This is a genomic window from Pseudomonas fluvialis (assembly GCF_002234375.1).
Lineage (GTDB): Bacteria > Pseudomonadota > Gammaproteobacteria > Pseudomonadales > Pseudomonadaceae > Aquipseudomonas > Aquipseudomonas fluvialis.
Genome location: NZ_NMQV01000006.1, coordinates 1 through 23158, shown reverse-complemented (window position 1 = coordinate 23158; position 23158 = coordinate 1). Strand labels below are relative to the sequence as shown.

Below are 23158 nucleotides of genomic sequence, written 5' to 3'. Positions count from 1 at the left end.
TTACTGATCCCTGTCGAGTCGCTGCATGTCCGTGTTTTCCCGCTTCTTTGTCGATCCCCAGCAGACTGCCGAGCTGCTGTCGATGCAGCACAGCCATGCTTTGGTGCTGGTGTCCATGCTGGTGGCCGTGCTGACCTCGTGCATGGCACTGCAGATTGCCGGCATGGCGCGCCTGAGCCGCTCGCCGGCTTCACGGCAACTGGCCATCGCTACTGGCGCACTGGCTCTGGGCGGTGGCGTCTGGGCGATGCACTTCATCGGTATGCTGGCTATATCATTGCCGGTCAAGGTCAGCTACGACCCCTTGCTGACTGGCTTGTCCATGCTGCCCAGCCTGGCGGCCTCCTGGGTGGCCCTGGGCTTGCTGGCACGCCGCCAGATCAGTCGCTGGCAATTGGTCAGTGGCGGCGTATTGGTGGGCGCAGGTATCGGCCTCATGCACTACAGCGGCATGGCGGCCATCCAGATGCAGCCATTGCTGCGCTATGACCCCTGGCTGTTTGCCCTGTCCATTGTGGTGGCGGTGTTGCTGGCAATCATCGCTTTGTGGGTGCGCTATGGCCTGCGTGGGCGTATGACCAGCCTGGCGGCCATTGCGGCCGGCGGCACGGTGATGGGCCTGGCCATCAGCGGCATGCACTACACCGGAATGGCCGCCGCCCGTGTGTTGGGTAAGGTCGAGTTTGCCGTACCACAGCCCATGGAAGGCAGCTTTTACCTGGCCAGCATGATTGCCATGGCCACCCTTAGCCTCAGCGTGCTGGTTGGCGCGGTCAACGGCCTGCTGCGTTATCGCGATCTGTACCGTCAGCGCCTTGCCGGCCAGACGCGCATGGCCGCGGTGCTCAATACCGCGGTCGACAGCATCATCATCATTGACCAGTACGGCGTGATCCAGGGCGTAAACCCCTCGGTGGAAAAGCTCTTTGGCTGGCGTGAGGATGAGTTGCTCGGCGAGAACATCCGCCTGTTGATGCCTGAACCACACCGTGGCCAGCATGATGACTATTTGCGCCGCTTCCGCCAGGGCGGACAGGCCAAGATCATCGGTGTGGGGCGCGAGGTCGAAGGCTTGCACAAGGATGGCCGGCTCTTGCCGATTCGCCTGGCCATTGGCCGCGCAGAGATTCCCGGGCAGGTCATGTATGTCGGCTTCATCAGCGATATCAGTGAACGCAAGGCCATGGAGCAAGCCCTGCGTGACAGCGAGCGGCAATATCGCTCGCTGATCAGCAACATCCCGGGTGTGTCGTTCCGCTGCCTGCTGGATGAAAACTGGAGCATGCTGTTTATCAGCGACGCGGTAGAAAGCCTGACGGGTTGGCCGGCCAGTGACTTCATTGAGCGGCGACGTTCGATTGCCGATCTCTATCACCCGGCTGACTTGCAGCCGGTCGCCGAGCAGGTGGCGGCAGCCATTAGCGAAGGGCGTCAGTACGTCGTGGAGTACCGCCTGTTCGACCGCGAGGGCGGTGAACACTGGATCTGGGAAAGTGGTTGCGCGGTATGCGATGAAGCCGGAAAGCCGCGCTGGATCGATGGTGTATTGTTCGACCAGACGGAAACCAAGCTGCGCAATGCCGAGTATGCCAGCAAGATAACGGCCATCAGCAAGGCGGTGCTGTTGGTTGAGTTCGACATGCGGGGGCGGATTCTCACGGTCAATGACAACTTTGTCGATTTGTTTGGCTATGAGCGTGAAGCCTTGTGCGGTCTGCCGCATGGCGTGCTCTGTTCTGCCGAGCAGCGTGCCAGCGCGGAGTATGCGGCGTTCTGGGAGGCCCTGCGCCAGGGCGAGTTTCGCTCGGGCGAGTTCTGCCGCTACGCCCGTGACGGCCGAGAGGTATGGCTGCAGGCGACCTACAATCCAATCCTGGACGCCGACGGCAAGCCCTGCAAGGTACTCAAGCTGGCTACTGACATGACCCCGCGACGGCTGATGGAGCAGGAGTTGCGCAATGCCCGTGACCGGGCCGAACAGGCGGCCGCGGCGCGCAGCAGCTTCCTGGCCAATATGAGCCATGAGATTCGCACGCCGATGAATGCCATCATCGGCTTTACCGAGCTGTTGCTCGACGGTCCGCTGGACGCACAGCAGCGCCGTCATCTGCAAACTGTGCAGCACTCCTCGCGCGCCTTGCTGGGCCTGCTCAACGATATCCTCGATACCGCCAAGCTGGATCGTGGGGCAGTTGAGCTGGAAAATCTGGATTTCTCCCTGCGCGAGTTGTGCGAGCAGGTCTGCGATAGTCAGCGCCTGGCGGCGGAAGCCAAGGGCTTGCAGTTGCAGCTGAACTACCCGGGGGAGTTGGGCGACTATTTCAAAGGTGACGCCCTGCGTTTGCGTCAGGTGCTCACTAACCTGTTGGGCAATGCAGTCAAGTTCACCGAGCGGGGGCAGGTTTGCCTGCGTGTTGCCGGGGTGGCAGGCGCGTTGCGTCTGCAGGTCGAAGACTCTGGTATCGGCATTGCCGCGGATCGCCTGGAGCGTATTTTCGACCCCTTTGCCCAGGCAGACGCCTCGATGAGCCGGCGCTTTGGCGGTACCGGGTTGGGTACCACCATTTCGCGGCAGCTGGTGGAGTTGATGGGCGGGCGGCTTACGGTAATCAGTCAGTTGGGTGAGGGCAGTTGCTTTACTGTCGAGCTGCCCTTACCGGTCGGCTCGCAGCAGCTGGCCCGGGCCTTGCCGCAGCGCCTGCCGCAGTTGCCTAGCCTGCGCATCCTGGCTGCGGATGATGTGCCGCAGAATCTGGAGCTGTTACAGCTCAATCTGCAGCGTCTCGGGCACCAGGTACGAGGTGTCAGCGAAGGGGCGGCTGCGGTAGCTGCCTGTGCCGCAGAACCGGTCGACCTGATTCTCATGGATGTCCAGATGCCCGGTATGGACGGCTTGCAGGCCACCCGGCAGATTCGCGCCCGTGAACAGGCCGAGGGCCGCCGGCCTGTACCGATCATCGCCTTGACCGCCAGTGTGCTGGATCGTGATCGCCAGGCTGCGCTGGATGCCGGTATGCAGGGTTTTGCCAGCAAACCGCTGGATATGCCGGCCTTGCTGACGGAAATGGCGCGTTTGCTGGGGCAGTCCAGTGAGTACCTGCCACAGGCTGATGATCCGGCCATGCAGGGGTTGTTCGACTGGCGTCGTGGGGCCGCGCTGTGGGGCAGTCCGTTGGCCATGGCCGCTGCAGTGGCTCGCTTCCTGGCTGAACAGACGGAAATTCCGGCGCAATGGCGTACCTACTGCATAGCGGCACAGTGGCCGTCCCTCGCCAGTGAAGCGCACCGCCTGCGTGGCCTGGCCGGCAACCTTGGCTTGCCGGCTCTGCACGCGTTGCTGACTGAGCTTGAGCAGGCGGCGAATACTGCGCAGGCGACGCGATGCCAGCAATTGCTCGATGAACTGCCGCGCTTGCTGGCGCTGCTGGCCAACAACTTGCCACAACAGCCACAGCAGCCGCAGGCCTGCGCGCCGACGGTATCGGCACAGGGTGCACTGGATCATGCGGCGCTACTGAACGATCTGCACAGGCTGCAGCAGGCGTTGCAGCGTGGTGCCCTGGACGAGCCAGCACTGCAGCGCCTGATGGTGTTGGGCGCGCCGGCTGAGGCACTGCGTGCGGCGCTTGATGAATTTGATTTCGAGCGGGCCCTGGCCCTGCTCGCCACCCTGCAGGCTGAGCTCCAGCTTGCGGCCACGGAGTAGAGACATGTCCGACGATAGCCGCCGCCAGCTGTTGCTGGTCGATGACGAAGCCAGCAACCTGCAGGTGTTGCGGCATATCCTGCAGGATGATTACCGCCTGCTGTTTGCCAAAGAAGGTGCCAAGGCTCTGGAACTGGCGCATCGCGAGCAGCCGGAGCTGATCCTGCTGGATGTGATGATGCCGGGGATGACCGGCTTCGAGGTCTGTGCGCAGCTCAAGGCCGATCCCCGAACGGCGATGATCCCAGTGATCTTCGTGACGGCCCTGGCGGATGTCGCCGATGAGGCGCGCGGCTTTGCCCTGGGGGCGGTGGACTACATAACCAAGCCGGTCAGCCCGCCGATCGTCAAGGCGCGGGTACGTACCCACCTGTCACTGGTGCGCGTTGAAGAACTGTTACAGTCCCGTCTGCAGATCGTCCAGCGTCTGGGCCTGGCTGCCGAGTACAAGGACAACGAAACGGGGTTGCACGTCATTCGTATGAGCCACTATGCCCAGATACTGGCCCGCGCGGCCGGCTTCAGCGAGGTGCAGGCTGAACAGTTGCTGCATGCCGCGCCGATGCATGATGTGGGCAAGATCGGCATTCCCGATGCGATCCTGCGCAAGCCCGGCAAGCTCGATGCAGCGGAGTGGCAGGTCATGCAGCAGCATGCCGAGATCGGGGCGCGGATCATCGGCGAGCATGCGACTGGATTGCTACGCATGGCCCACGACATTGCCCTGAGTCATCACGAAAAGTGGGATGGCAGTGGCTATCCCCATGGCCTGCAGGGCGAGGCGATTCCTATCGAGGGGCGTATCGTGGCAATTGCCGATGTGTTCGATGCCTTGACCAGCGAGCGTCCCTACAAGAAAGCCTGGACGGTAGAAGCAGCCATCGAGTTGCTGCGTGCGGAAAGTGGTCGGCATTTCGATGCGCACCTGGTCGAGCTGTTCATCGCCGAGTTGCCGCAGATCCTGCAGATCAAGGCGCGCTGGGCGGAAGAGCAAGGCACGGCAAGTCGCTGAAGCGGCTGTCATGATGCTGTCATCGTTACGTCATTACCCTCTGCGCAACAAACGGAGGGATGTCATGAAACGCATATTGATGGGCATGGCGCTGTGCGCCCAGGCGGGCTTGCTGCAGGCCGAGGTACAGGTGGTTGGTGCGGTCGAGTACGGTCTGTTCGAAACTCGCCATCAACACTTTGAGCCGGGACAACGGGTGCTGACGCGGCAGAATCAACGCATCATTCCCGGCCAGGAGATTCCCGCCCGACTGGGCAGCAAGTTCGGCCTGCGCTACCAGTTGAGCGGCAAGCAGGCTGGCGAGCAGCCGCTGACCTTGCTGTATCTGACGCCAGGTGTGGTGACGCCGGATGGCCAGCGGCACGACAAGTTTGTGGTGACCCAGGCACTGAGTGCTGCAGGGCAGCCGGACCTGATGGCCTTCGAGTTCAGCGAGCCGCATGAGGTGGTACCCGGCGAGTGGCACTTCATGGTGTTCCAGGGCGATCGCAAGCTGCTCGAACAGCGTTTTCAGGTCCGTTGAGAGTGCTGCTGCTTTTCAGGCTAGCCGGCTGACCAGGCGAGTACCATGCGCCAGGTTGTCGGCCACTGGGCAGCGCTGCTCGATGAGCGCCAGCAGGTCAGCCTTGCCGGCCTGGTCCAGGTCGGCATCGATATCCACGATGACACGCAGCTCCTGGAAGCCCGGGCGTACTTCACTGTTACGCCCTAGCAGGCCATCCGGATCGTAGTCGGCCTCCAGCTCGAAGCGCATGCCGCGCAGATTGATCTTTTGCTGATGCGCGATGAATCGGCCAATCGTGCCGAAGCAGCCTGCCACGGCAGCAAGAATGGCTTCCAGTGGCGTCGGACCAAGGTCCTGTCCGCCAGCATTCTTCGGTTGATCCATGGTGAGCGTTTGCTGACCACACTGTACGTGGATGGCCATGCCGGCATTGAGCTGGCCAGTGGCACGGATGGTTTTCATCGCCATGAACGTTTCCTTCTGCCTGTGTAGATGAATCGGGATGAATTACCTGGCCAGCGTAGTGCGCCTTGGAGAAACCACCATGATTTGGATCAATACCCTGTGGGGTATTTGGGCGGTGGCTATATAGTGGTTATCGGGGCGTGGCGAACGGTTCTGCGCCTGGAGACAGACAGGCAGCGCATAAAGGAGAATTGCTAGGCGGCTTGCAGTTGTCGAGGAGGGCAGCCAGGCGTATTGACCCGCCTGGCTGTGCTGCACAATGGCCGACTGAAAGGTTTGCCTCTGTCGAAATGACTCAGAAGCCGAGTTTGTCGCGCAGGCTGTAGTAGGTAGCGCCGAGCGCGGTCAATGGCACTCGCAGCAAGCGACCGCCCGGGAAGGGGTAGTGCGGCAGGCTGGCAAAGGCATCGAAGCGTTCAGCCTGGCCGCGCAGTGCTTCGGCGAGCACCTTGCCGGCAACATGGGTATAGGTCACTCCGTGTCCGCTGCAGCCTTGCGAGTAGTAGATGTTGTCAGCGAGGCGTCCGACCTGTGGCAGGCGCGAGAGGGTCAGCAGGAAGTTACCCGTCCAGGCATAGTCGATCTTCACATTCTGCAGTTGCGGAAAGGTCTTGAGCATCTTCGGCCGGATGATGGCTTCGATATTCGCCGGATCACGCGCCCCATAGACCACTCCGCCACCATAGATCAGGCGTTTGTCGGCCGACAGGCGGAAGTAGTCGAGCAGGTAGTTGCAATCTTCCACACAGTAGTCCTGCGGCAGCAGGCTGGCGGCCTGCTCGGCGCTGAGTGGCTCGGTGGCGATCACCTGGCTGCCACACGGCATCGACTTGGCGGCCAGCTCCGGCAGCAGGTTGCCCAGGTAGGCGTTGCCGGCCACCACGACAAAACGTGCCTTGATGCTGCCCTGTGCCGTATGCACGCGAGGCTGGTTGCCGCGTTCGATCCTGGTCGCCGGGCTTTGTTCATAGATCGCCCCGCCGAGGGCCTCTACCGCGGCGGCTTCGCCCAGGGCCAGGTTAAGCGGGTGAATGTGTCCGCCGCTCATGTCGAGCATGCCGCCTACATAGTTGTCGCAGGCGACGACCTGGCGAATCTGCTGCTGATCGAGGATTTCCAGTTGTTGATGCCCGAAACGCTGCCACAGACGCTTTTGGGCTTCCAGGTGCTTCATTTGCTTGGCATTGAAAGCGGCGAACACCCCACCATCCTTGAGGTCGCAAGCGATCTGATAGCGCTGCACACGATCACGAATGATGCGCCCGCCTTCGAAGGCCATCTCGCCCATCAGTTGGGCCTTCTTGGGGTCGACGCTACGCTCGATCACATCGATATCGCGGCTGTAGCTGTTGACGATCTGCCCACCGTTGCGGCCAGATGCGCCAAAACCGACCTTGGCCGCTTCCAGAATGCAGACCTTGAAGCCATGCTCAAGGAGGAACAGGGCAGTGGACAGTCCGGTATAGCCGGCGCCGATTACGCACACATCGGTTTCTACCTCACCGTGCAGGGCGGGACGTTGCGGACTTACGTTGGCCGAAGCAGCGTAAAAAGAAGGGGGATAGGCGATGTGCGTCATATTGCAACCTCTGTTTATTATTCTTTACAGATGGGCTGATGCTAACCGAGCCGTGAGCGGCCGGCTAGCCCCTGTATGAAATACTTTACAGTTCGCCGCACTTTCTTTTGGGATGTAAAAAATGCCTTTTTTCAGCAGGTTAGCGTAATTGCTTGTTGACAGGCAGGTTGATGCAGGTAGAATGCGCGCCAACACAGGCACATAGCTCAGTTGGTTAGAGCACCACCTTGACATGGTGGGGGTCGTTGGTTCGAGTCCAATTGTGCCTACCAAACAAAACCCGTCTAGCGCGGGGCTTAGAAGGGCGATCCGTAAGGGTCGCCCTTTTTGCTTTGCATGGCCTGGAAAAACCTCATCTGCTGTGGGCGTTACGCTTTGCTGAGTGTATGTGCAGCTGCGCGCCGCGTGTGACGGGCGCGCAGGGTGGCGTGTTGCATGGCAGTGGCTGCGGCGTCCATCAAGGCTTCATGTCCGTCCTTGGTGAGCAATCTGCTCGGCTCTGCGCGCCTCGCGTTTCTCCACAAAGGCGCGAATCAGCACGTAGAACACCGGGGTCAGCAGTAGGCCGAAGAAGGTCACACCGATCATCCCGCTGAACACCGCCACGCCCATGGCATGGCGCATTTCGGCACCCGCGCCGGACGACAGCACCAGCGGCACCACGCCCATGATGAAGGCGATGGAGGTCATCAGGATCGGACGCAGACGCAGGCGGCAGGCTTCCAGCACGGCGCTGACGCGGTCCAGGCCTTCTTCCTGCTTCTCCTTGGCGAACTCGACGATGAGGATGGCGTTCTTGCACGCCAGGCCCACCAGCACGATCAGGCCGATCTGGGTGAACACGTTGTTGTCGCCGCCGGCCAGGATCACCCCGGTGATGGCGGAGAACAGCACGGTCGGCACGATCAGGATCACCGCCAGCGGCAGGCTCCAGCTCTCGTACTGGGCGGCCAGCACCAGGAAGGCCAGCAGCACGCAGAGCGGGAAGATGAAGATCGCGGTGTTGCCGGCGAGGATCTGCTGGTAGGTCAGCTCGGTCCACTCGTAGGTCATGCCGTTGGGCAGTTCCTCGTCGAGCAGCTTGGCGATGGCCGCCTCGGCCTGGCCGGAGCTGTAGCCGGGCGCCGCCGCACCGTTGATCTCGGCGGTGAGGAAGCCGTTGTAGTGCATCACCCGGTCCGGGCCCGAGGCGCTATCGACCTTGACGAAGGTGGACAGCGGGATCATCTCGCCACGGTTGTTGCGCACCTTGAGCTGGCCGATCTGCTCCGGCTCCAGGCGGAACTGCTGGTCGGCCTGGACGTTGACCTGATAAGTGCGACCGAAACGGTTGAAGTCGTTGGCGTACAGCGAGCCCAGGTACACCTGCAGGGTGTCGAAGATGTCGCTGATGGCCACGCCGTGGGTCTTGGCCTTCTCGCGGTCGATGTTGGCATCGATCTGCGGCACATTGACCTGGTAGCTGGTGAACACCGACATCGGGTCCAGTTCCGGCAATGCACGGGCCTTGGCCAGGATGTTCTGGGTCTGCTTGTACAACTCCTCATAACCCAGGCTGCCGCGATCCTCCACCTGCAGGCGGAAGCCACCGATGGTGCCCAGGCCCTGCACGGGCGGCGGCGGGAAGATGGCGATGTAGGCGTCCTGGATACCCGCGAACTGGGCATTCAGCTCGGCGGCGATCGCCCCGGCGGACATGCTCGGGTCCTTGCGCTCATCAAACGGCTTGAGCGGGGTGAACACGATGCCGCTGTTCGGGCTGTTGGTGAAGCCATTGATCGACAGGCCCGGGAAGGCCACGGTGTTCTCCACGCCCGGGTGCTTGCCGGCGATTTCCGACATGCGCTTGATCACCGCCTCGGTGCGGTCGAGGGTGGCGGCGTCCGGCAGCTGGGCGAAGGCGACCAGGTACTGCTTGTCCTGCTGCGGCACGAAACCGGTCGGCGTGCTGGAGAACCCCAGGTAGCCGAGCACCAGCAGGCCGCCGTAGACCAGCAGGGCGATTCCGCTTCCGCGCAGCACGCGCTTCACGGTGCTGACGTAGCCATGGCTGGCGCGGTCGAAGAAGCGGTTGAACGGGTTGAACAGCCAGCCACCGAACAGCTTGTCCAGCACGCGGGAGAAGCGGTCCTTGGGCGCGTGGTGATCCTTCAGCAGCACGGCGGCCAGGGCCGGCGACAAGGTCAGCGAGTTGAACGCCGAGATCACCGTGGAGATGGCGATGGTCAGGGCGAACTGCTGGTAGAACTGTCCGGTGAGGCCGGAGATAAAGGCGGTCGGCACGAACACGGCGCACAGCACCAGGGCCGTTGCGACGATCGGGCCGGTCACTTCCTTCATGGCCTGGCGGGTAGCTTCCACCGGCGACTTGCCGAGGCCGATGTTCCTCTCGACGTTCTCCACCACCACGATGGCGTCGTCCACCACGATGCCGATGGCCAGCACCAGGCCGAACAGCGACAGGGCGTTGAGCGAGAAGCCGAACAGGTGCATCACCGCGAAGGTGCCAATCAGCGACACCGGCACGGCGGCCAGCGGGATGATCGAGGCGCGCCAGGTCTGCAGGAACAGCACCACCACCAGCACCACCAGCACGATGGCTTCGAGCAGGGTATGCACCACCGCCTCGATGGAACCGCGCACGAAGATGGTCGGGTCGTAGACGATCTCGTAGTCCACGCCCTGCGGGAAGCTTTGCTTCAACTCGGCCATGCGTGCACGCACCGAGTCGGAGATCTCGATGGCATTCGAGCCGGGGCGCTGGAACACCGGGATGGCCACGGCCGGCTGGTTGTTCAGTAGCGAGCGCAGGGCGTACTGGCTGGAGCCCAGCTCGATGCGGGCGATGTCCTTGAGGCGGGTGATCTCGCCGTCGTCGCCGGCGCGGATGATGATGTTCTCGAACTCTTCCTCGCTGACCAGACGGCCCTGGGTGTTGATCGACAGCTGGAAGCTGTTGCCGGCATCCGAGGGCGGCGCGCCGAGGGCACCGGCGGCGACCTGGCGGTTCTGCTCGCGAATGGCGTTGACTACATCGGTGGCGGTGAGGTTGCGTGAGGCCACCTTGTTCGGGTCGAGCCACACGCGCAGTGAGTAGTTGCCCATGCCGAACAGCTGCACGTCGCCCACGCCGTCCAGACGCGCCAGCTCGTCCTTGACGTTGAGCGCGGCGTAGTTGGACAGGTAGAGCATGTCGTAGCGCTGATCCGGCGAGGTCAGGTGCACCACCATGGTCAGGTCGGGGGAGGCCTTGTCCACGGTTACGCCCAGGCGCTGCACCTCGGTGGGCAGGGTCGGCATGGTACGGGTCACGCGGTTCTGCACCTGTACCTGGGCATTGTCCAGGTCGGTGCCGAGGGCGAAGGTGATGGTCAGGGTCAGCTTGCCGTCGGCGGTGGACTGCGACGACATGTAGAGCATGCCTTCCACGCCGGTGATGGCCTGCTCCAGCGGCGAGGCGACGGTCTCGCCGATCACCTTGGGGTTGGCGCCGGGGAAGTTGGCGCGCACCACTACGGTGGGCGGCACCACTTCCGGGTATTCGCTGATCGGCAGCTGGAACAGCGAGATCGCTCCGGCGATCAGCACCAGCAGGGACAGCACGGCGGCAAAGATCGGCCGCTGGATAAAGAATTGCGAGAAATTCATCGTCTTCTACCTGTTAGCCGCGCGGCGCAGTGGCAGGCTTGGCGGTTTTCTCGGCCACGCGCGGAGCGGCGCGGCCATCCACGGCCTGGCGCAGGCGCGCCAGCTGGGCGAGGGTGGCTTCGTCGGCCATCGGCACGGATTGCGGATCGACGGTGGCGCCAGGCATGGCGCGCTGCAGGCCGTTGACCACGATCTTCTCGCCCTTGGCCAGGCCCTGGCGCACGATGCGCAGGCCTTCCAGCTTCGGACCGAGCTCGATGGCGCGGTACTGCACGGCGTTGTCCTTGTCGAGGACCAGGACGAACTTCTTGCCCAGATCGGTACCGACCGCATCGTCCTTGATCAGTGCGGCCGGGTAGGTGGCGCTGCCGACCAGCTTGAGGCGCGCATAGAGACCGGGGGTGAAGCGGCCGTCGCGGTTGTCGAACACGGCGCGGCCACGGATGGTGCCGGTGCGCGGATTGACCTGGTTGTCGAGGAAGTCCAGCTGGCCTTCGTGCGGGTGGCCAGCTTCGCTGGACAGGCCGAGGTACACCGGGCTGGCGCCACGGGCATCGCTGCCGGCCTGGCGCGCCAGCTCGATGTACTTGAGAAATACGCGCTCGTCGGCGTCGAAGTAGGCGTAGACCTTGTCGGTGGAAACCACGCTGGTCAGCAGCGACTGGCCGGCACCGACCAGGTTGCCTTCGGTGATCTCGGCGCGGCTGACGCGGCCGTCGATCGGCGAGGTGATGCGGGTGAAGCTGAGGTTGAGCCGCGCGTTGTCCAGTTCGGCCTGGATCGCGGCGACTACGGCCTGGGCCTCGGTGGCGGCGCTGGCGCGGGCGTCGGCCAGTTCAGCGGAGATGGCGTTGCTCTGGCGCAGGCGCTCGCCGCGGCGCGCTTCGTTGGCGGCACGTGTCTGGCTGGCGCGGGCCTGTTGCAGCTGGGCCTGCAAGCGCTTGACCTCGGCTTGAAACGGGCGCGGGTCAATCTGGAACAGCAGGTCGCCTTTCTTCACCAGGCTGCCTTCGTCGAAGGCCACCTTGTCGATGTAGCCGGAGACGCGTGGGCGCACCTCGACCGACTCGGGCGCCTCCAGGCGTCCGGTGAACTCGTCCCATTCATTGATCGGCTGTTCGATCACCTCGGCCACGCTGACCTGGGCTGCGCTAGCTGCTGAAGGAGTCGGTGGCGCCTCGCCACATCCGCTCAATAACAAACTGCCGAGTAACACAGCTAGCCAGTGATGAACAGGATGGAGGACAGGTTGCATGAAGGACTCCGCAGGGCAAGGGGCTGGGGGGCGGAGTCTGCGTGGAGAGCTGTAGGACGACGAATCGAATGTAGCGAAGGTGTTTATCAGTCTGAATGATGTTGTCGACTGATCGCAGGCAGGCGTTCAGCCAAGACTGTCGGGATCGGCACAGAACATCTGGATGCGCGAGCGTAGCCAGCGCTCCGCCGGGTCGGTGTCTTGTACGCCGGGCCAGACCATATGCAGCTCGAAGCTGGGGGCAGGCAGTGGCAGGTTTTCCACGCGCAGGCCGCCGCCGGCCTGTAGAACGCTGGCCGTGTAGTCGGGAATGCTGGCCAGCAGGTCGGTGCCGGCCAGCAACGCTCCCAGGCCGCTGAACTGGGGTACGGCGAGAACTACGCGACGTTTGCGCCCCAGCTTATGTAGTTCTTCATCGATAAAACCACTGAGATCGCCAGCGAAGGAGACCAGGGCATGGGGGCGGTTGCAGTAGTCATCCAGCGACAGGTTGCCAGGTATGCTGTCGGCTCTCAGCAGACGGGGCACGCTGCGACGTAGTACTTTGCGTTTGGCATTGGCGGGTAATTCCTCGGTGTAGCTGACGCCTACGCTGATCTCACCGGAAGCGAGCAAACCCGGCATCAACAGATAGTTGGCGCGACGTACCACCAGGGTAACGCCGGGTGCTTCCGCGCGTAGTCGGCGTAGCAAGGGCGGTAGTAGGGCGAACTCAACATCGTCGGACAAGCCCAGTCGAAATACTGCCTGGCTAGTAGCAGGGTTGAAGTCTGTTGCCCGGCTTACGGCGCTGGAGATCGAATCGAGGGCGGGCGTCAACAGCGCGAAGATTTCCCTCGCCCGTGCCGTGGGTTCCATGCTGCGCCCGCTGCGCACGAACAGAGGGTCGTTGAACAGGTTGCGCAGCCGTCCTAGTGCGGCGCTGATGGCTGGTTGCCCCAGAAACAGCTTTTCGGCAGCGCGAGTGACACTGCGCTCATGCATGAGGGTCTCGAAGACGATCAGCATGTTCAGGTCGACGCGACGCAGGTCGTTGCGGTTCATGACGGGTTTTCCCCTAGGTAGAGAACGAAAGGTGCGGCCTGGCATGGACGTCGTCAAGCCTGCCTGGAGGTCCTAATCATCGACAGACATGGTGATTATCAATGCGGGCTGCTGGTGGTCAGTGGGCCGGGCAGATAGAGTTGAAAACTCCGCACAACATGACGAGGTTGGCAATGTCCCGCATGATCCGCTTCCACCAGTTCGGTGATGCCAGCGTGTTGCGCCTTGAACACATGAATACGCCGCAGCCTGGGCCGGGGGAAGTGCTGGTGCGCAATCAGGCGCTCGGGGTGGGCTGGTATGACATGCTCTGGCGACAGAACCTGGTGCCGGATCAGGTGGCAAAGCTACCTTGCGGCATGGGCGTAGAGATGGCGGGTGTGGTCGAGGCCGTTGGTGAAGGGGTCAGTGAGCTGTCTCCGGGCATGGCGGTGGCCAGTTTTCCCACGTTTAGTCCAAACCAGTATCCCGCCTGGGGCGATTGGGTGCTGCGTCCGGCCAGTGCACTGACTCGCTACCCTGCGCTACTCAGCCCTGAGGAGGCGTCTGTGCACTATGCCTCCTACATGCTCGCGTACTTTGCCTTGGTCGAACTGGCTGGGCTGCAGCCTGGACAGCGCGTGCTGATTACTGAGGCGGCGCATTGTCTGGCTCCTCAGGCGGTGCAAATGGCCGTAGCACTCGGTGCAGAGGTGATCGCCGCGACGCGTGAGGGGTGTTTTGCTGGCTACTTGCACAGCCTGGGGGCGGCCAAGGTCATCGACACCGAACAGCAGGATCTGGTGATGGAGGTCGAGCGCTATACCGCTGGGGAAGGTGTCGAGGTGGTCCTTGACCAGTGTGCTGGCCCGCAGATGAAATTGCTGGGTGATGTCGCGGCCATTCGCGGCAAGCTGATTCTGTACGGTGTTTACGGCGGTAACGACGCCAGTTTCCCGGCTTGTGCGGCCTTCAAGAAACACCTGAAATTCTTTCGCCACTGCGTGCTGGACTTTACCGGTCAGCCCGAGCTGGGCTTGCCGAGGGATGAGGCGGCGGTGCGGCGAGCCCTGGCTTGTATCAATCAGCTGACCGAGCAGGGTTTGCTGAGGCCCAGCGTTGCGCGGGTATTCGATTTCGAGGATTTCATTGAGGCCTGCCGCTTCATGGAGACCTGTCCAGCCGGCGGACGGGTGGTGATGCGCCTGGCATGAAAATGAGGGGCTGTGCTAGGATCGCCGGCTTTATCGCGCGGCGGCTGAATGGCTGTCTGCGGCTTTCTATATTTTCCAGTGACTCTGGTTTGGTACTGCCTGGCCCTAGGGCTCCTGTCATGGTTGGACAGGTGTGCGGCTGAATCGCTTCCTGGCTCATCCCAACCCATGTGACCTTTGGTAGGGGTCACCACTAGGAGAGGAGGCGCCATGCCCATCATTACTCTTCCCGACGGCAGTCAGCGTACATTCGACAAGCCGGTCAGCGTTCTCGAAGTTGCCCAGTCCATCGGTGCCGGCCTGGCCAAGGCGACTATCGCCGGCAAGGTCAATGGCCGCCAGGTCGATGCCTGCGACCTGATCAGCGAAGACGCCACGCTGCAGATACTGACAGCTAAGGACGAGGAGGGCGTGGAGATCATTCGTCACTCCTGTGCGCACTTGGTCGGCCATGCGGTCAAGCAGCTGTACCCCAGTGCGCGGATGGTCATCGGCCCGGTGATCGAGGAAGGCTTCTACTACGATATCGCCACCGACACGCCCTTCACCCCCGACGATCTGGCTGCCATCGAGAAACGCATGGTCGAGCTGATCGACAAGGACTACGACGTCATCAAGAAGATGACCCCGCGGGCCGAGGTGATCGAGCTGTTCAAGGCGCGTGGCGAGGACTACAAGCTGCGCCTGATCGAGGACATGCCCGACGAGACGCAGATGGGCCTGTACTTCCATGAAGAATACGTCGACATGTGCCGCGGTCCGCACGTGCCGAATACCCGCTTCCTCAAGGCCTTCAAGCTGACCCGTATCTCTGGTGCCTACTGGCGTGGCGACTCGAAGAACGAGCAGTTGCAGCGCATTTATGGCACCGCCTGGGCCGACAAGAAACAGCTGGCGGCGTATATCCAGCGTATCGAGGAAGCCGAGAAACGCGACCATCGGCGCATCGGCAAGCAGCTCGACCTGTTCCATACCCAGGAAGAAGCGCCGGGCATGGTCTTCTGGCACCCGACTGGCTGGACCCTGTACCAGAATCTTGAGCAGTACATGCGCCAGGTGCAGCGCGAGAACGGCTACGTCGAGGTGCGCACGCCCCAGGTCGTCGACCGCATCCTCTGGGAGAAGTCCGGCCACTGGTCGAATTACGCCGAGAACATGTTCACCACCTCATCGGAGAACCGCGACTACGCGGTCAAGCCGATGAACTGCCCGTGCCACGTGCAGATCTTCAATCAGGGCCTGAAGTCCTACCGCGACCTGCCGCTGCGCATGGCTGAGTTTGGTGCCTGCCACCGTAACGAACCGTCCGGCGCGCTGCACGGCATCATGCGCGTGCGTGGCTTCACCCAGGACGATGCGCACATCTTCTGCACCGAAGAGCAGGTGAAGAAGGAAGCGGCGGATTTCATCAAGCTGACCCTCAAGGTCTATGGTGATTTCGGCTTTACCGACATCGCTATGAAGCTGTCTACCCGACCGGCCAAGCGCGTGGGTTCCGACGAGTTGTGGGATCGTGCCGAAGGTGCGCTGGCCGAGGCGCTCAACGAGTCCGGCCTGGCCTGGGAATACCAGCCGGGCGAGGGTGCTTTCTACGGTCCGAAGATCGAGTTCACCCTGCGTGACTGCCTGGGGCGCAACTGGCAGTGCGGCACCCTGCAGTACGATCCGAACCTGCCTGAGCGTCTGGATGCCAGTTTTGTCGCTGAAGATAACAGTCGCCAGCGTCCGGTGATGCTGCACCGCGCCATCCTCGGTTCCTTTGAGCGTTTCATCGGTATGCTCATCGAGCATTACGCCGGTGCATTCCCTGCCTGGCTGGCGCCCACCCAGGCGGTGGTCATGAATATCACCGACAAACAGGCGGAATTTGCTCTGGAAGTCGAGAAAACTCTCAACGGAAGCGGGTTCCGTGCCAAAGCTGACTTGAGAAACGAAAAAATCGGCTTTAAAATCCGCGAGCACACTTTGCTCAAGGTTCCCTATCTTCTGGTTATTGGAGATCGGGAAGTTGAGACACGATCCGTTGCTGTGCGTACTCGTGAAGGCGTAGACCTCGGCAGCCTGCCGTTGGAAACCTTCGTGGCGCAATTGCAGCAAGCGGTTTCCCGGCGTGGTCGCCAAGATTCGGAGTAATCATTATTAAGCGTGAAATGAGACAGGACAGAAGAGCTGCACCCAAGGCGCCGATCAATGAAAATATCACGGCGCGTGAAGTTCGACTGATTGGTGCCGATGGTCAACAGATTGGCGTCGTATCCATCGACGAAGCGCTGCGCGCTGCCGACGAAGCCAAGCTTGACCTGGTTGAAATTTCTGCCGACGCCGTGCCGCCGGTATGCCGGATCATGGACTATGGCAAGCATCTCTTCGAGAAGAAGAAGCAAGCTGCCATTGCCAAGAAGAACCAGCACCAGCAACAGATTAAAGAAATCAAGTTTCGTCCAGGGACGGAAGAAGGGGATTACCAGGTAAAACTACGCAACCTGGTACGTTTCCTTGAAGATGGGGACAAGGCCAAGGTATCTCTGCGATTCCGCGGCCGTGAGATGGCTCACCAGGAACTGGGCATGGAACTGTTGAAGCGGGTCGAAGCTGACCTCGCTGAACTCGGTACCGTTGAACAGCATCCTAAGCTGGAAGGACGCCAGCTGATGATGGTCATCGCTCCCAAGAAGCGTAAATAACCTCCCGGGCACTGGCAGGCCTGATGGTTATCAGTTGTTAATGAATGCGGAGTACTAAACATGCCAAAGATGAAAACCAAGAGTGGCGCTGCAAAGCGCTTCCTGAAGACTGCTGCGGGCTACAAGCACAAGCACGCCTTCAAGAGCCACATCCTGACCAAGATGTCCACCAAGCGTAAGCGTCAACTGCGCGGTAGCGAGCTGATGCATCCGTCGGACAAGGCAAAAGTCGAGCGCATGCTGCGCGTTCGTTAATCGGTCAAGATTTTAGAGGAAGTTACTCATGGCTCGTGTTAAGCGTGGCGTTATTGCCCGTGCTCGTCACAAGAAAATTCTGAAACTCGCCAAGGGCTACTACGGCGCGCGCTCCCGCGTGTTCCGCGTTGCCAAGCAGGCGGTGATCAAGGCCGGCCAATATGCCTACCGTGACCGTCGTCAGCGCAAGCGTCAGTTCCGTGCTCTGTGGATCGCTCGTATCAACGCCGGTGCTCGTCAGAACGGTCTGTCCTACAGCCGCCTGATTGCCGGCCTGAAGAAGGCGACCGTGGAGATCGATCGTAAGGTTCTGGCTGATCTGGCAGTGAACGAAAAAGCGGCGTTTGCTGCGATTGTCGAAAAGGCCAAAGCCGCTCTGGCTTGATCCCTACGACAATCACCGGGCTTGCCCGGTGCACAACGTCATCAATAGGGGAAGAGCCTTGGGCTCTTCCCCTATTTCGTATCTGGAGTCCCCTCGATGGAAAACCTCGATGCACTGGTCGCGCAAGCGCTTGAGGCCGTGCAACACAGCGAAGATGTGAATGCCCTGGAACAGCTCCGGGTTCAATACCTGGGCAAGAAAGGCGAGCTGACAGTCCTGATGCAGACGCTTGGCAAACTGTCGGCTGAAGAGCGCCCGCAGGCTGGTGCACTGATCAATGCGGCAAAAAGCCAGGTGCAGGATGCTCTTAACAGTCGCAAGGATTCCCTTGAGCAGGCTGCGCTGACTGCCAAGCTGGCTGCCGAGAAGATCGACGTGACCCTGCCGGGCCGCGGCCAGATGTCGGGTGGTCTGCACCCTGTTACGCGCACGCTGGAGCGTGTCGAGCAGTTTTTCACGCGCATTGGTTACAGCGTCGCAGAGGGGCCGGAAGTCGAGGACGACTACCATAACTTCGAAGCACTCAATATTCCCGGCCATCATCCGGCGCGGGCGATGCACGATACCTTTTATTTCAATGCCAACATGCTGCTGCGTACCCATACCTCGCCCGTGCAGGTACGTACCATGGAAAGCCAGCAACCGCCGATCCGCATTGTCTGCCCGGGGCGTGTCTATCGCTGCGACTCCGATATCACTCATTCGCCGATGTTCCATCAGGTAGAAGGCCTGCTGATCGATCAGGACATTAGCTTTGCCGATCTCAAGGGCACCATCGAAGAGTTTCTCCGGGTGTTCTTCGAGAAACCGCTGGGCGTGCGCTTCCGCCCCTCGTTCTTCCCTTTCACGGAGCCGTCGGCCGAGGTCGATATGCAGTGCGTGATGTGTTCTGGGCATGGCTGCCGGGTCTGCAAACAGACCGGCTGGCTGGAAGTCATGGGCTGCGGCATGGTGCATCCGAACGTGTTGCGCATGAGCGGCATTGATCCGGAGAAGTACTCCGGCTTTGCCTTCGGCATGGGTGTTGAGCGCCTGGCCATGCTGCGTTACGGCGTGAACGACCTGCGCCTGTTCTTCGATAACGACCTGCGATTCCTGGCGCAATTCCGCTAGGCCGCCTGCTTGTTACCGAATCGTTGAAGGAGAACAGACAAGATGAAATTCAGTGAACAATGGTTGCGCAGCTGGGTAAATCCCTCGGTGTCGCGTGACGAACTGGTAGCCCGCCTGTCCATGGTCGGCCTGGAAGTGGACGCGGTGATCTCGGTTGCCGGCCAGTTCAGCGGCGTAGTGGTAGGCGAGATCCTCAGTGCCGAACAGCACCCGGACGCCGACAAGCTGCGCGTGTGCCAGGTCAGCAATGGTGGCGAGACCTTTCAGGTGGTGTGCGGTGCGCCCAATGCGCGTGCCGGTATCAAGATTCCCTTCGCGATGATCGGCGCCGAGTTGCCGGGTGACTTCAAGATTAAGAAGGCCAAGCTGCGCGGTGTCGAATCGCAGGGCATGCTCTGCTCGGCCTCGGAGTTGCAGATCAGCGACGACAACAGCGGCCTGATGGAGCTGGCGGCGGACGCCCCAGTCGGTCAGGATATCCGCAGCTACCTGGGGCTGGACGATGCCAGCATCGAGATTGGCCTGACCCCAAACCGTGGCGACTGCCTGTCGCTGGCCGGCTTGGCCCGCGAAGTCGGTGCTATTTACGGCGCGCAGGTCACAGCGGTGCCCGTTGCGCCCGTTGCGCCCGTCCATGATGAAGTCCGTTCCGTCGACGTGCTGGCCCCTAAAGCCTGCCCACGCTACCTTGGGCGCATCATTCGTAACGTCGACCTGTCCAGGCCTACTCCGTTGTGGATGGTTGAGCGCCTGCGTCGATCCGATATCCGCAGCATCGATGCGGCCGTTGACATCACCAACTACGTGATGCTCGAGCTCGGCCAGCCGATGCACGCCTTCGACCTCGCCGAGATCAATGGCGGCATCCGTGTGCGTATGGCGGAGGAGGGCGAGAAGCTGGTTCTGCTGGACGGCCAGGAAGTCAGCTTGCGCGCCGATACGTTGGTGATCGCCGATCATCAGCGTGCCTTGGCCATTGCAGGCGTGATGGGTGGTGAACACAGTGGCGTGAGTGACAAAACCCGTGACCTGTTCCTGGAAAGCGCTTTCTTCGACACCATCGCAGTAGCCGGTAAGGCTCGTTCCTACGGTCTGCATACCGATTCATCGCACCGCTTTGAGCGTGGTGTGGACTCGCAGCTGGCGCGCCAGGCGATGGAACGTGCCACTGCGCTGCTGCTGGAAATCGTTGGTGGTGAGGCCGGTCCGATCATCGAAGTGGCCAGCGCTGCCGATCTGCCGAATGTCGCGCCGATCACCCTGCGTGCCGACCGCATCAGCCAGATGCTCGGCATGGAGATGGACGGCACCGAGGTCGAGCGCCTGCTTACTGCGTTGGGCCTCGGGGTGGTCGCACAGGACGCCGCTCAGTGGCTGGTCAGCGTGCCGAGTCACCGCTTTGACATCAGCCTTGAAGTAGATCTGATCGAAGAGCTTGGTCGGCTTTATGGCTACAACCGCCTGCCCGTGCGCTATCCGCAAGCCCGCCTGGCTCCGCAAAGCAAGGCTGAAGCTCGCGCCGAACTGCCAGTGTTGCGCCGCTTGCTGGTGGCGCGCGGCTATCAGGAAGCCATCACCTACAGCTTCATCGATCCGAAGTTGTTCGAACTCTTCAATCCGGGCGTGGTGCCGCTGCAGCTGGCTAACCCCATCTCGGCGGACATGGCTGCCATGCGTGTTTCGCTGTGGCCAGGGCTGATCAAGGTGGTGCAACACAACCTCAATCGCCAGCAAAACCGCGTTCGCCTGTTCGAGAGCGGTCTGCGCTTTGTCGGTCAACTCGGCGAGCTGAAGCAAGAGGCCATGCTGGCAGGTGCGATTACTGGAGCGCGCCTGCCGGAAGCCTGGGCGCACGGTAAGGAAACGGTTGATTTCTTCGATGCCAAGGCTGACGTCGAAGCATTGCTGGGTAGTGCGGGCGCGGCGGGTGCTTTCCGTTTCGTACCGGGTGAGCACCCTGCGTTACATCCTGGGCAGACCGCGCGTATTGAGCGTGAAGGACAGTTGGTGGGCTATCTGGGGGCCTTGCACCCGGAGCTGGCACGTCGTCTGGATATCGAACAGCCGGTCTTTCTTTTTGAGCTGCTGCTAAGCCAGGTCATCGAAGGTCGCATGCCGGCCTTCCGCGAATTGTCGCGTTTCCCGGAAGTGCGGCGTGATCTGGCGCTGCTGGTAGACAAGGATATCCCGGCCGATGCTGTGTTAACGGTAATCCGTGAAGCCGCAGGCGATTGTCTGACCGACCTCAGACTGTTTGACGTCTATCACGGTAAAGGTATTGATCCACAAAGAAAAAGCCTTGCCGTTGGCTTGACCTGGCAGCATCCATCGCGCACTCTTAACGACGATGAGGTGAACACTACAACGCAAAATATCCTCACCTCGCTCGAACAAAGGTTCAACGCCACGTTAAGGAAGTAGCGTATGGGGGCTCTGACGAAAGCTGAAATGGCTGAACGTCTTTATGAAGAGCTTGGCCTGAATAAGCGGGAAGCCAAGGAACTGGTAGAACTGTTCTTTGAGGAAATCCGCCAGGCCCTGGAGCATAACGAGCAGGTCAAATTGTCCGGTTTCGGCAATTTTGACCTGCGCGACAAGCGTCAGCGGCCAGGTCGAAATCCCAAGACCGGTGAAGAAATCCCGATAACGGCTCGCCGTGTGGTCACCTTTCGTCCAGGGCAAAAATTGAAAGCCAGAGTTGAGGCGTATGCTGGAACCAAGTCATAACGACGAGCTGCCGCCCATACCCGGCAAACGTTACTTCACGATTGGTGAAGTCAGCGAACTTTGTGCCGTAAAACCCCACGTTCTGCGTTATTGGGAGCAGGAGTTTCCTCAGCTCAATCCGGTCAAGCGCCGTGGTAACAGGCGTTACTATCAGCGCCAGGACGTGCTGATGATTCGCCAGATTCGTGCGCTGTTATACGATCAAGGCTTTACCATCGGCGGCGCTCGCCAGCGACTGTCGGGAGATGAGGCGAAGGATGACACCACGCAGTACAAACAGATGCTGCGTCAGATGATAGTAGAACTGGAAGACTTGCTTAACGTGCTTCGTAAAGCCTGAAAAAATCTTCCACTTTTCAGCAGCTTAATGTATAGTTCGCCTCGCTTCAGCAAGAACGAAGCACAGTCGGGGCGTAGCGCAGCCCGGTAGCGCACTTGCATGGGGTGCAAGGGGTCGAGTGTTCGAATCACTCCGTCCCGACCAAAAAACCCTAGAAAATCCAGTCACTTAGCGGTGACTGGATTTTTTTATGCCTGATGGTTTTCTGTCTCGCTCGAATTTTGTGCCACTTTTTGTGCCACTGGGCTTTCGAGGCTCCAGATGGCTCATCTGGAGGGTTGTTTCGGGAGATACAGCTCGTGCTGTTCCTCGCCTAGGATAAGCATCTCCAAGACCTTGGTTCTGGAGAGCTCGTGCTCTTCAGCAAGCTTGTCCAGGACTGCGTTGACGCTCAGGGGGAGCACAAAGTTGTATTGCTTCTTCTCGACAGCCTTCTCGCGCGTTTTTTGCGTGCTCCAGCGCCTCTTAATTTTGTCGACGTAGAGTTCCTTTTCCTCGTCGGAGGCTCCGCTATGGTCGAAGAACTCCAGCAGCTCAGTGAGCTTTGTAAAGGGCTCGGCGCGCCACGTTAGCCTGGGCTTGTTTTTCTCAAGCCAACTCCATGCCAGAGCACATTTTGTGCGTTCGTCCTTGTCTTTGAACCAGCTGAAGATCCTGTCTGACCGTGCGTGCTCGGTCCAGGCGTCTGATAGGCGCCTCAATGCACTCTCTTTCTGGCCGAAATCTCTGTCCCAGAGATCGAACAGTGCAATCAGTTGCTCCTTGTCAGTGAGTGTGCGGAAGACACTGCTGCGTATTCGCAGTCCTGTTTTATTCCCTGCTTGAGCTGCTAGCCATTTTGGTTGTCGTCCGCTTTTTTCGACCCAGCTGAATGCCTCCTCCGGTAGCAGCTCTCTATCCCGCGCTCGTACTAAGTCCATCGTGACGCGAGGGTTCCTTCTGAGTGCTCCAGCAATTTGGTCTCGCATGGTTTGGCTGTTGAGCTGGCACTCATCCATCTGAATGCGTTCCCTGCCTTCCAGAACAAGCCATAGCCACGTTACCTCCCGTTCAGTCAGACCCCATCCGGGAAGCACTTTAGAAAGCGAATCAGTCCTATTCATAGTCGTTTATCAGCTTATTTCTAGAACATAAAAAGTACAATTTAAGTAAATCAATAGATAGGGAATAGTCAATGGAATGAATCACACAAGAACATCCCTAGGACATTTATAGATGTATGAATTCGGCGATTTTCAAGGTAGTTG

Annotated in this window: 18 protein-coding genes and 2 tRNA genes; 14 read left to right on the top strand and 6 right to left on the bottom strand. The window is 60.7% G+C overall.

Annotated elements, in window-relative coordinates:
* The first annotated feature begins 25 nt into the window (after positions 1 to 25).
* The 3 genes from CFY91_RS04985 (at position 26) to CFY91_RS04975 (ending at position 5241) form a co-directional block, all read left to right on the top strand.
* Entirely contained in the window at positions 26 to 3706 is a 3681-nt protein-coding gene (locus tag CFY91_RS04985; RefSeq protein ID WP_093985250.1) for a PAS domain S-box protein, read from the top strand.
* Between the two features lie 4 nt (positions 3707 to 3710).
* Positions 3711 to 4718 (top strand): response regulator, encoded by a 1008-nt coding sequence (locus tag CFY91_RS04980; protein WP_093985249.1) that lies wholly within the window; start codon positions 3711 to 3713, stop codon positions 4716 to 4718.
* Between the two features lie 64 nt (positions 4719 to 4782).
* The gene (locus CFY91_RS04975) at positions 4783 to 5241 is read left to right on the top strand and encodes a DUF3859 domain-containing protein (RefSeq protein WP_093985248.1); all 459 of its coding nucleotides are present in this window, start codon (positions 4783 to 4785) and stop codon (positions 5239 to 5241) included.
* A gap of 15 nt (positions 5242 to 5256) precedes the next feature.
* Here CFY91_RS04975 and CFY91_RS04970 read toward each other — a convergent pair whose 3' ends face one another.
* Both CFY91_RS04970 and CFY91_RS04965 read right to left on the bottom strand, forming a co-directional pair.
* Positions 5257 to 5691, bottom strand: coding sequence for an OsmC family protein (locus CFY91_RS04970; protein WP_093985247.1), 435 nt, complete (start codon positions 5689 to 5691; stop codon positions 5257 to 5259).
* A 292-nt stretch (positions 5692 to 5983) separates the two neighbouring features.
* Positions 5984 to 7267 (bottom strand): NAD(P)/FAD-dependent oxidoreductase, encoded by a 1284-nt coding sequence (locus tag CFY91_RS04965; RefSeq protein ID WP_093985246.1) that lies wholly within the window; start codon positions 7265 to 7267, stop codon positions 5984 to 5986.
* 195 nt (positions 7268 to 7462) lie between these two features.
* On the opposite strand from CFY91_RS04965, the gene CFY91_RS04960 reads away from it, so the two are divergent.
* Positions 7463 to 7539 (top strand) — tRNA-Val (locus tag CFY91_RS04960).
* 193 nt (positions 7540 to 7732) lie between these two features.
* Here the strand turns inward: CFY91_RS04960 and CFY91_RS04955 are convergent.
* From CFY91_RS04955 to CFY91_RS04945, 3 genes are all read right to left on the bottom strand, one after another.
* A complete protein-coding gene (locus tag CFY91_RS04955) occupies positions 7733 to 10915 on the bottom strand; it encodes an efflux RND transporter permease subunit (RefSeq protein WP_093985245.1) in 3183 nt (1060 codons plus the stop codon).
* A gap of 13 nt (positions 10916 to 10928) precedes the next feature.
* Complete coding sequence (mexE, locus tag CFY91_RS04950; protein WP_093985244.1) at positions 10929 to 12170, bottom strand: multidrug efflux RND transporter periplasmic adaptor subunit MexE; 1242 nt, start codon at positions 12168 to 12170, stop codon at positions 10929 to 10931.
* Between the two features lie 126 nt (positions 12171 to 12296).
* Positions 12297 to 13214 (bottom strand): LysR family transcriptional regulator, encoded by a 918-nt coding sequence (locus CFY91_RS04945; protein WP_093985243.1) that lies wholly within the window; start codon positions 13212 to 13214, stop codon positions 12297 to 12299.
* Positions 13215 to 13387: 173 nt separating this feature from the next.
* Between CFY91_RS04945 and CFY91_RS04940 the strand changes: the two genes are divergently transcribed.
* From CFY91_RS04940 to CFY91_RS04895, 10 genes are all read left to right on the top strand, one after another.
* A complete protein-coding gene (locus CFY91_RS04940; protein ID WP_093985242.1) occupies positions 13388 to 14407 on the top strand; it encodes a zinc-dependent alcohol dehydrogenase family protein in 1020 nt (339 codons plus the stop codon).
* Positions 14408 to 14617: 210 nt separating this feature from the next.
* Positions 14618 to 16540, top strand: coding sequence for a threonine--tRNA ligase (gene thrS, locus CFY91_RS04935; protein WP_093985241.1), 1923 nt, complete (start codon positions 14618 to 14620; stop codon positions 16538 to 16540).
* Positions 16540 to 17091, top strand: coding sequence for a translation initiation factor IF-3 (gene infC, locus CFY91_RS04930; protein WP_170307351.1), 552 nt, complete (start codon positions 16540 to 16542; stop codon positions 17089 to 17091). The genes thrS and infC overlap by 1 nt, the downstream gene beginning before the upstream one ends.
* Before the next feature lie 60 nt (positions 17092 to 17151).
* Positions 17152 to 17346, top strand: coding sequence for a 50S ribosomal protein L35 (gene rpmI, locus CFY91_RS04925; RefSeq protein WP_021701550.1), 195 nt, complete (start codon positions 17152 to 17154; stop codon positions 17344 to 17346).
* Between the two features lie 28 nt (positions 17347 to 17374).
* Positions 17375 to 17731 (top strand): 50S ribosomal protein L20, encoded by a 357-nt coding sequence (gene rplT / locus CFY91_RS04920; RefSeq protein WP_093985239.1) that lies wholly within the window; start codon positions 17375 to 17377, stop codon positions 17729 to 17731.
* A gap of 96 nt (positions 17732 to 17827) precedes the next feature.
* Positions 17828 to 18844 (top strand): phenylalanine--tRNA ligase subunit alpha, encoded by a 1017-nt coding sequence (pheS, locus tag CFY91_RS04915; protein WP_093985238.1) that lies wholly within the window; start codon positions 17828 to 17830, stop codon positions 18842 to 18844.
* Between the two features lie 42 nt (positions 18845 to 18886).
* A complete protein-coding gene (pheT, locus tag CFY91_RS04910) occupies positions 18887 to 21265 on the top strand; it encodes a phenylalanine--tRNA ligase subunit beta (RefSeq protein WP_093985237.1) in 2379 nt (792 codons plus the stop codon).
* 3 nt (positions 21266 to 21268) lie between these two features.
* On the top strand, positions 21269 to 21571 hold the full coding sequence (gene ihfA / locus CFY91_RS04905) for an integration host factor subunit alpha (RefSeq protein ID WP_003282572.1): 303 nt from the start codon (positions 21269 to 21271) through the stop codon (positions 21569 to 21571).
* On the top strand, positions 21552 to 21911 hold the full coding sequence (locus CFY91_RS04900) for a MerR family transcriptional regulator (RefSeq protein WP_093985236.1): 360 nt from the start codon (positions 21552 to 21554) through the stop codon (positions 21909 to 21911). The genes ihfA and CFY91_RS04900 overlap by 20 nt, the downstream gene beginning before the upstream one ends.
* Before the next feature lie 67 nt (positions 21912 to 21978).
* Positions 21979 to 22055 (top strand) — tRNA-Pro (locus CFY91_RS04895).
* Between the two features lie 122 nt (positions 22056 to 22177).
* On the opposite strand, the gene CFY91_RS04890 is transcribed toward CFY91_RS04895, so the two are convergent.
* Positions 22178 to 22909, bottom strand: coding sequence for a hypothetical protein (locus CFY91_RS04890; RefSeq protein ID WP_093985235.1), 732 nt, complete (start codon positions 22907 to 22909; stop codon positions 22178 to 22180).
* Positions 22910 to 23158 lie beyond the last annotated feature (249 nt).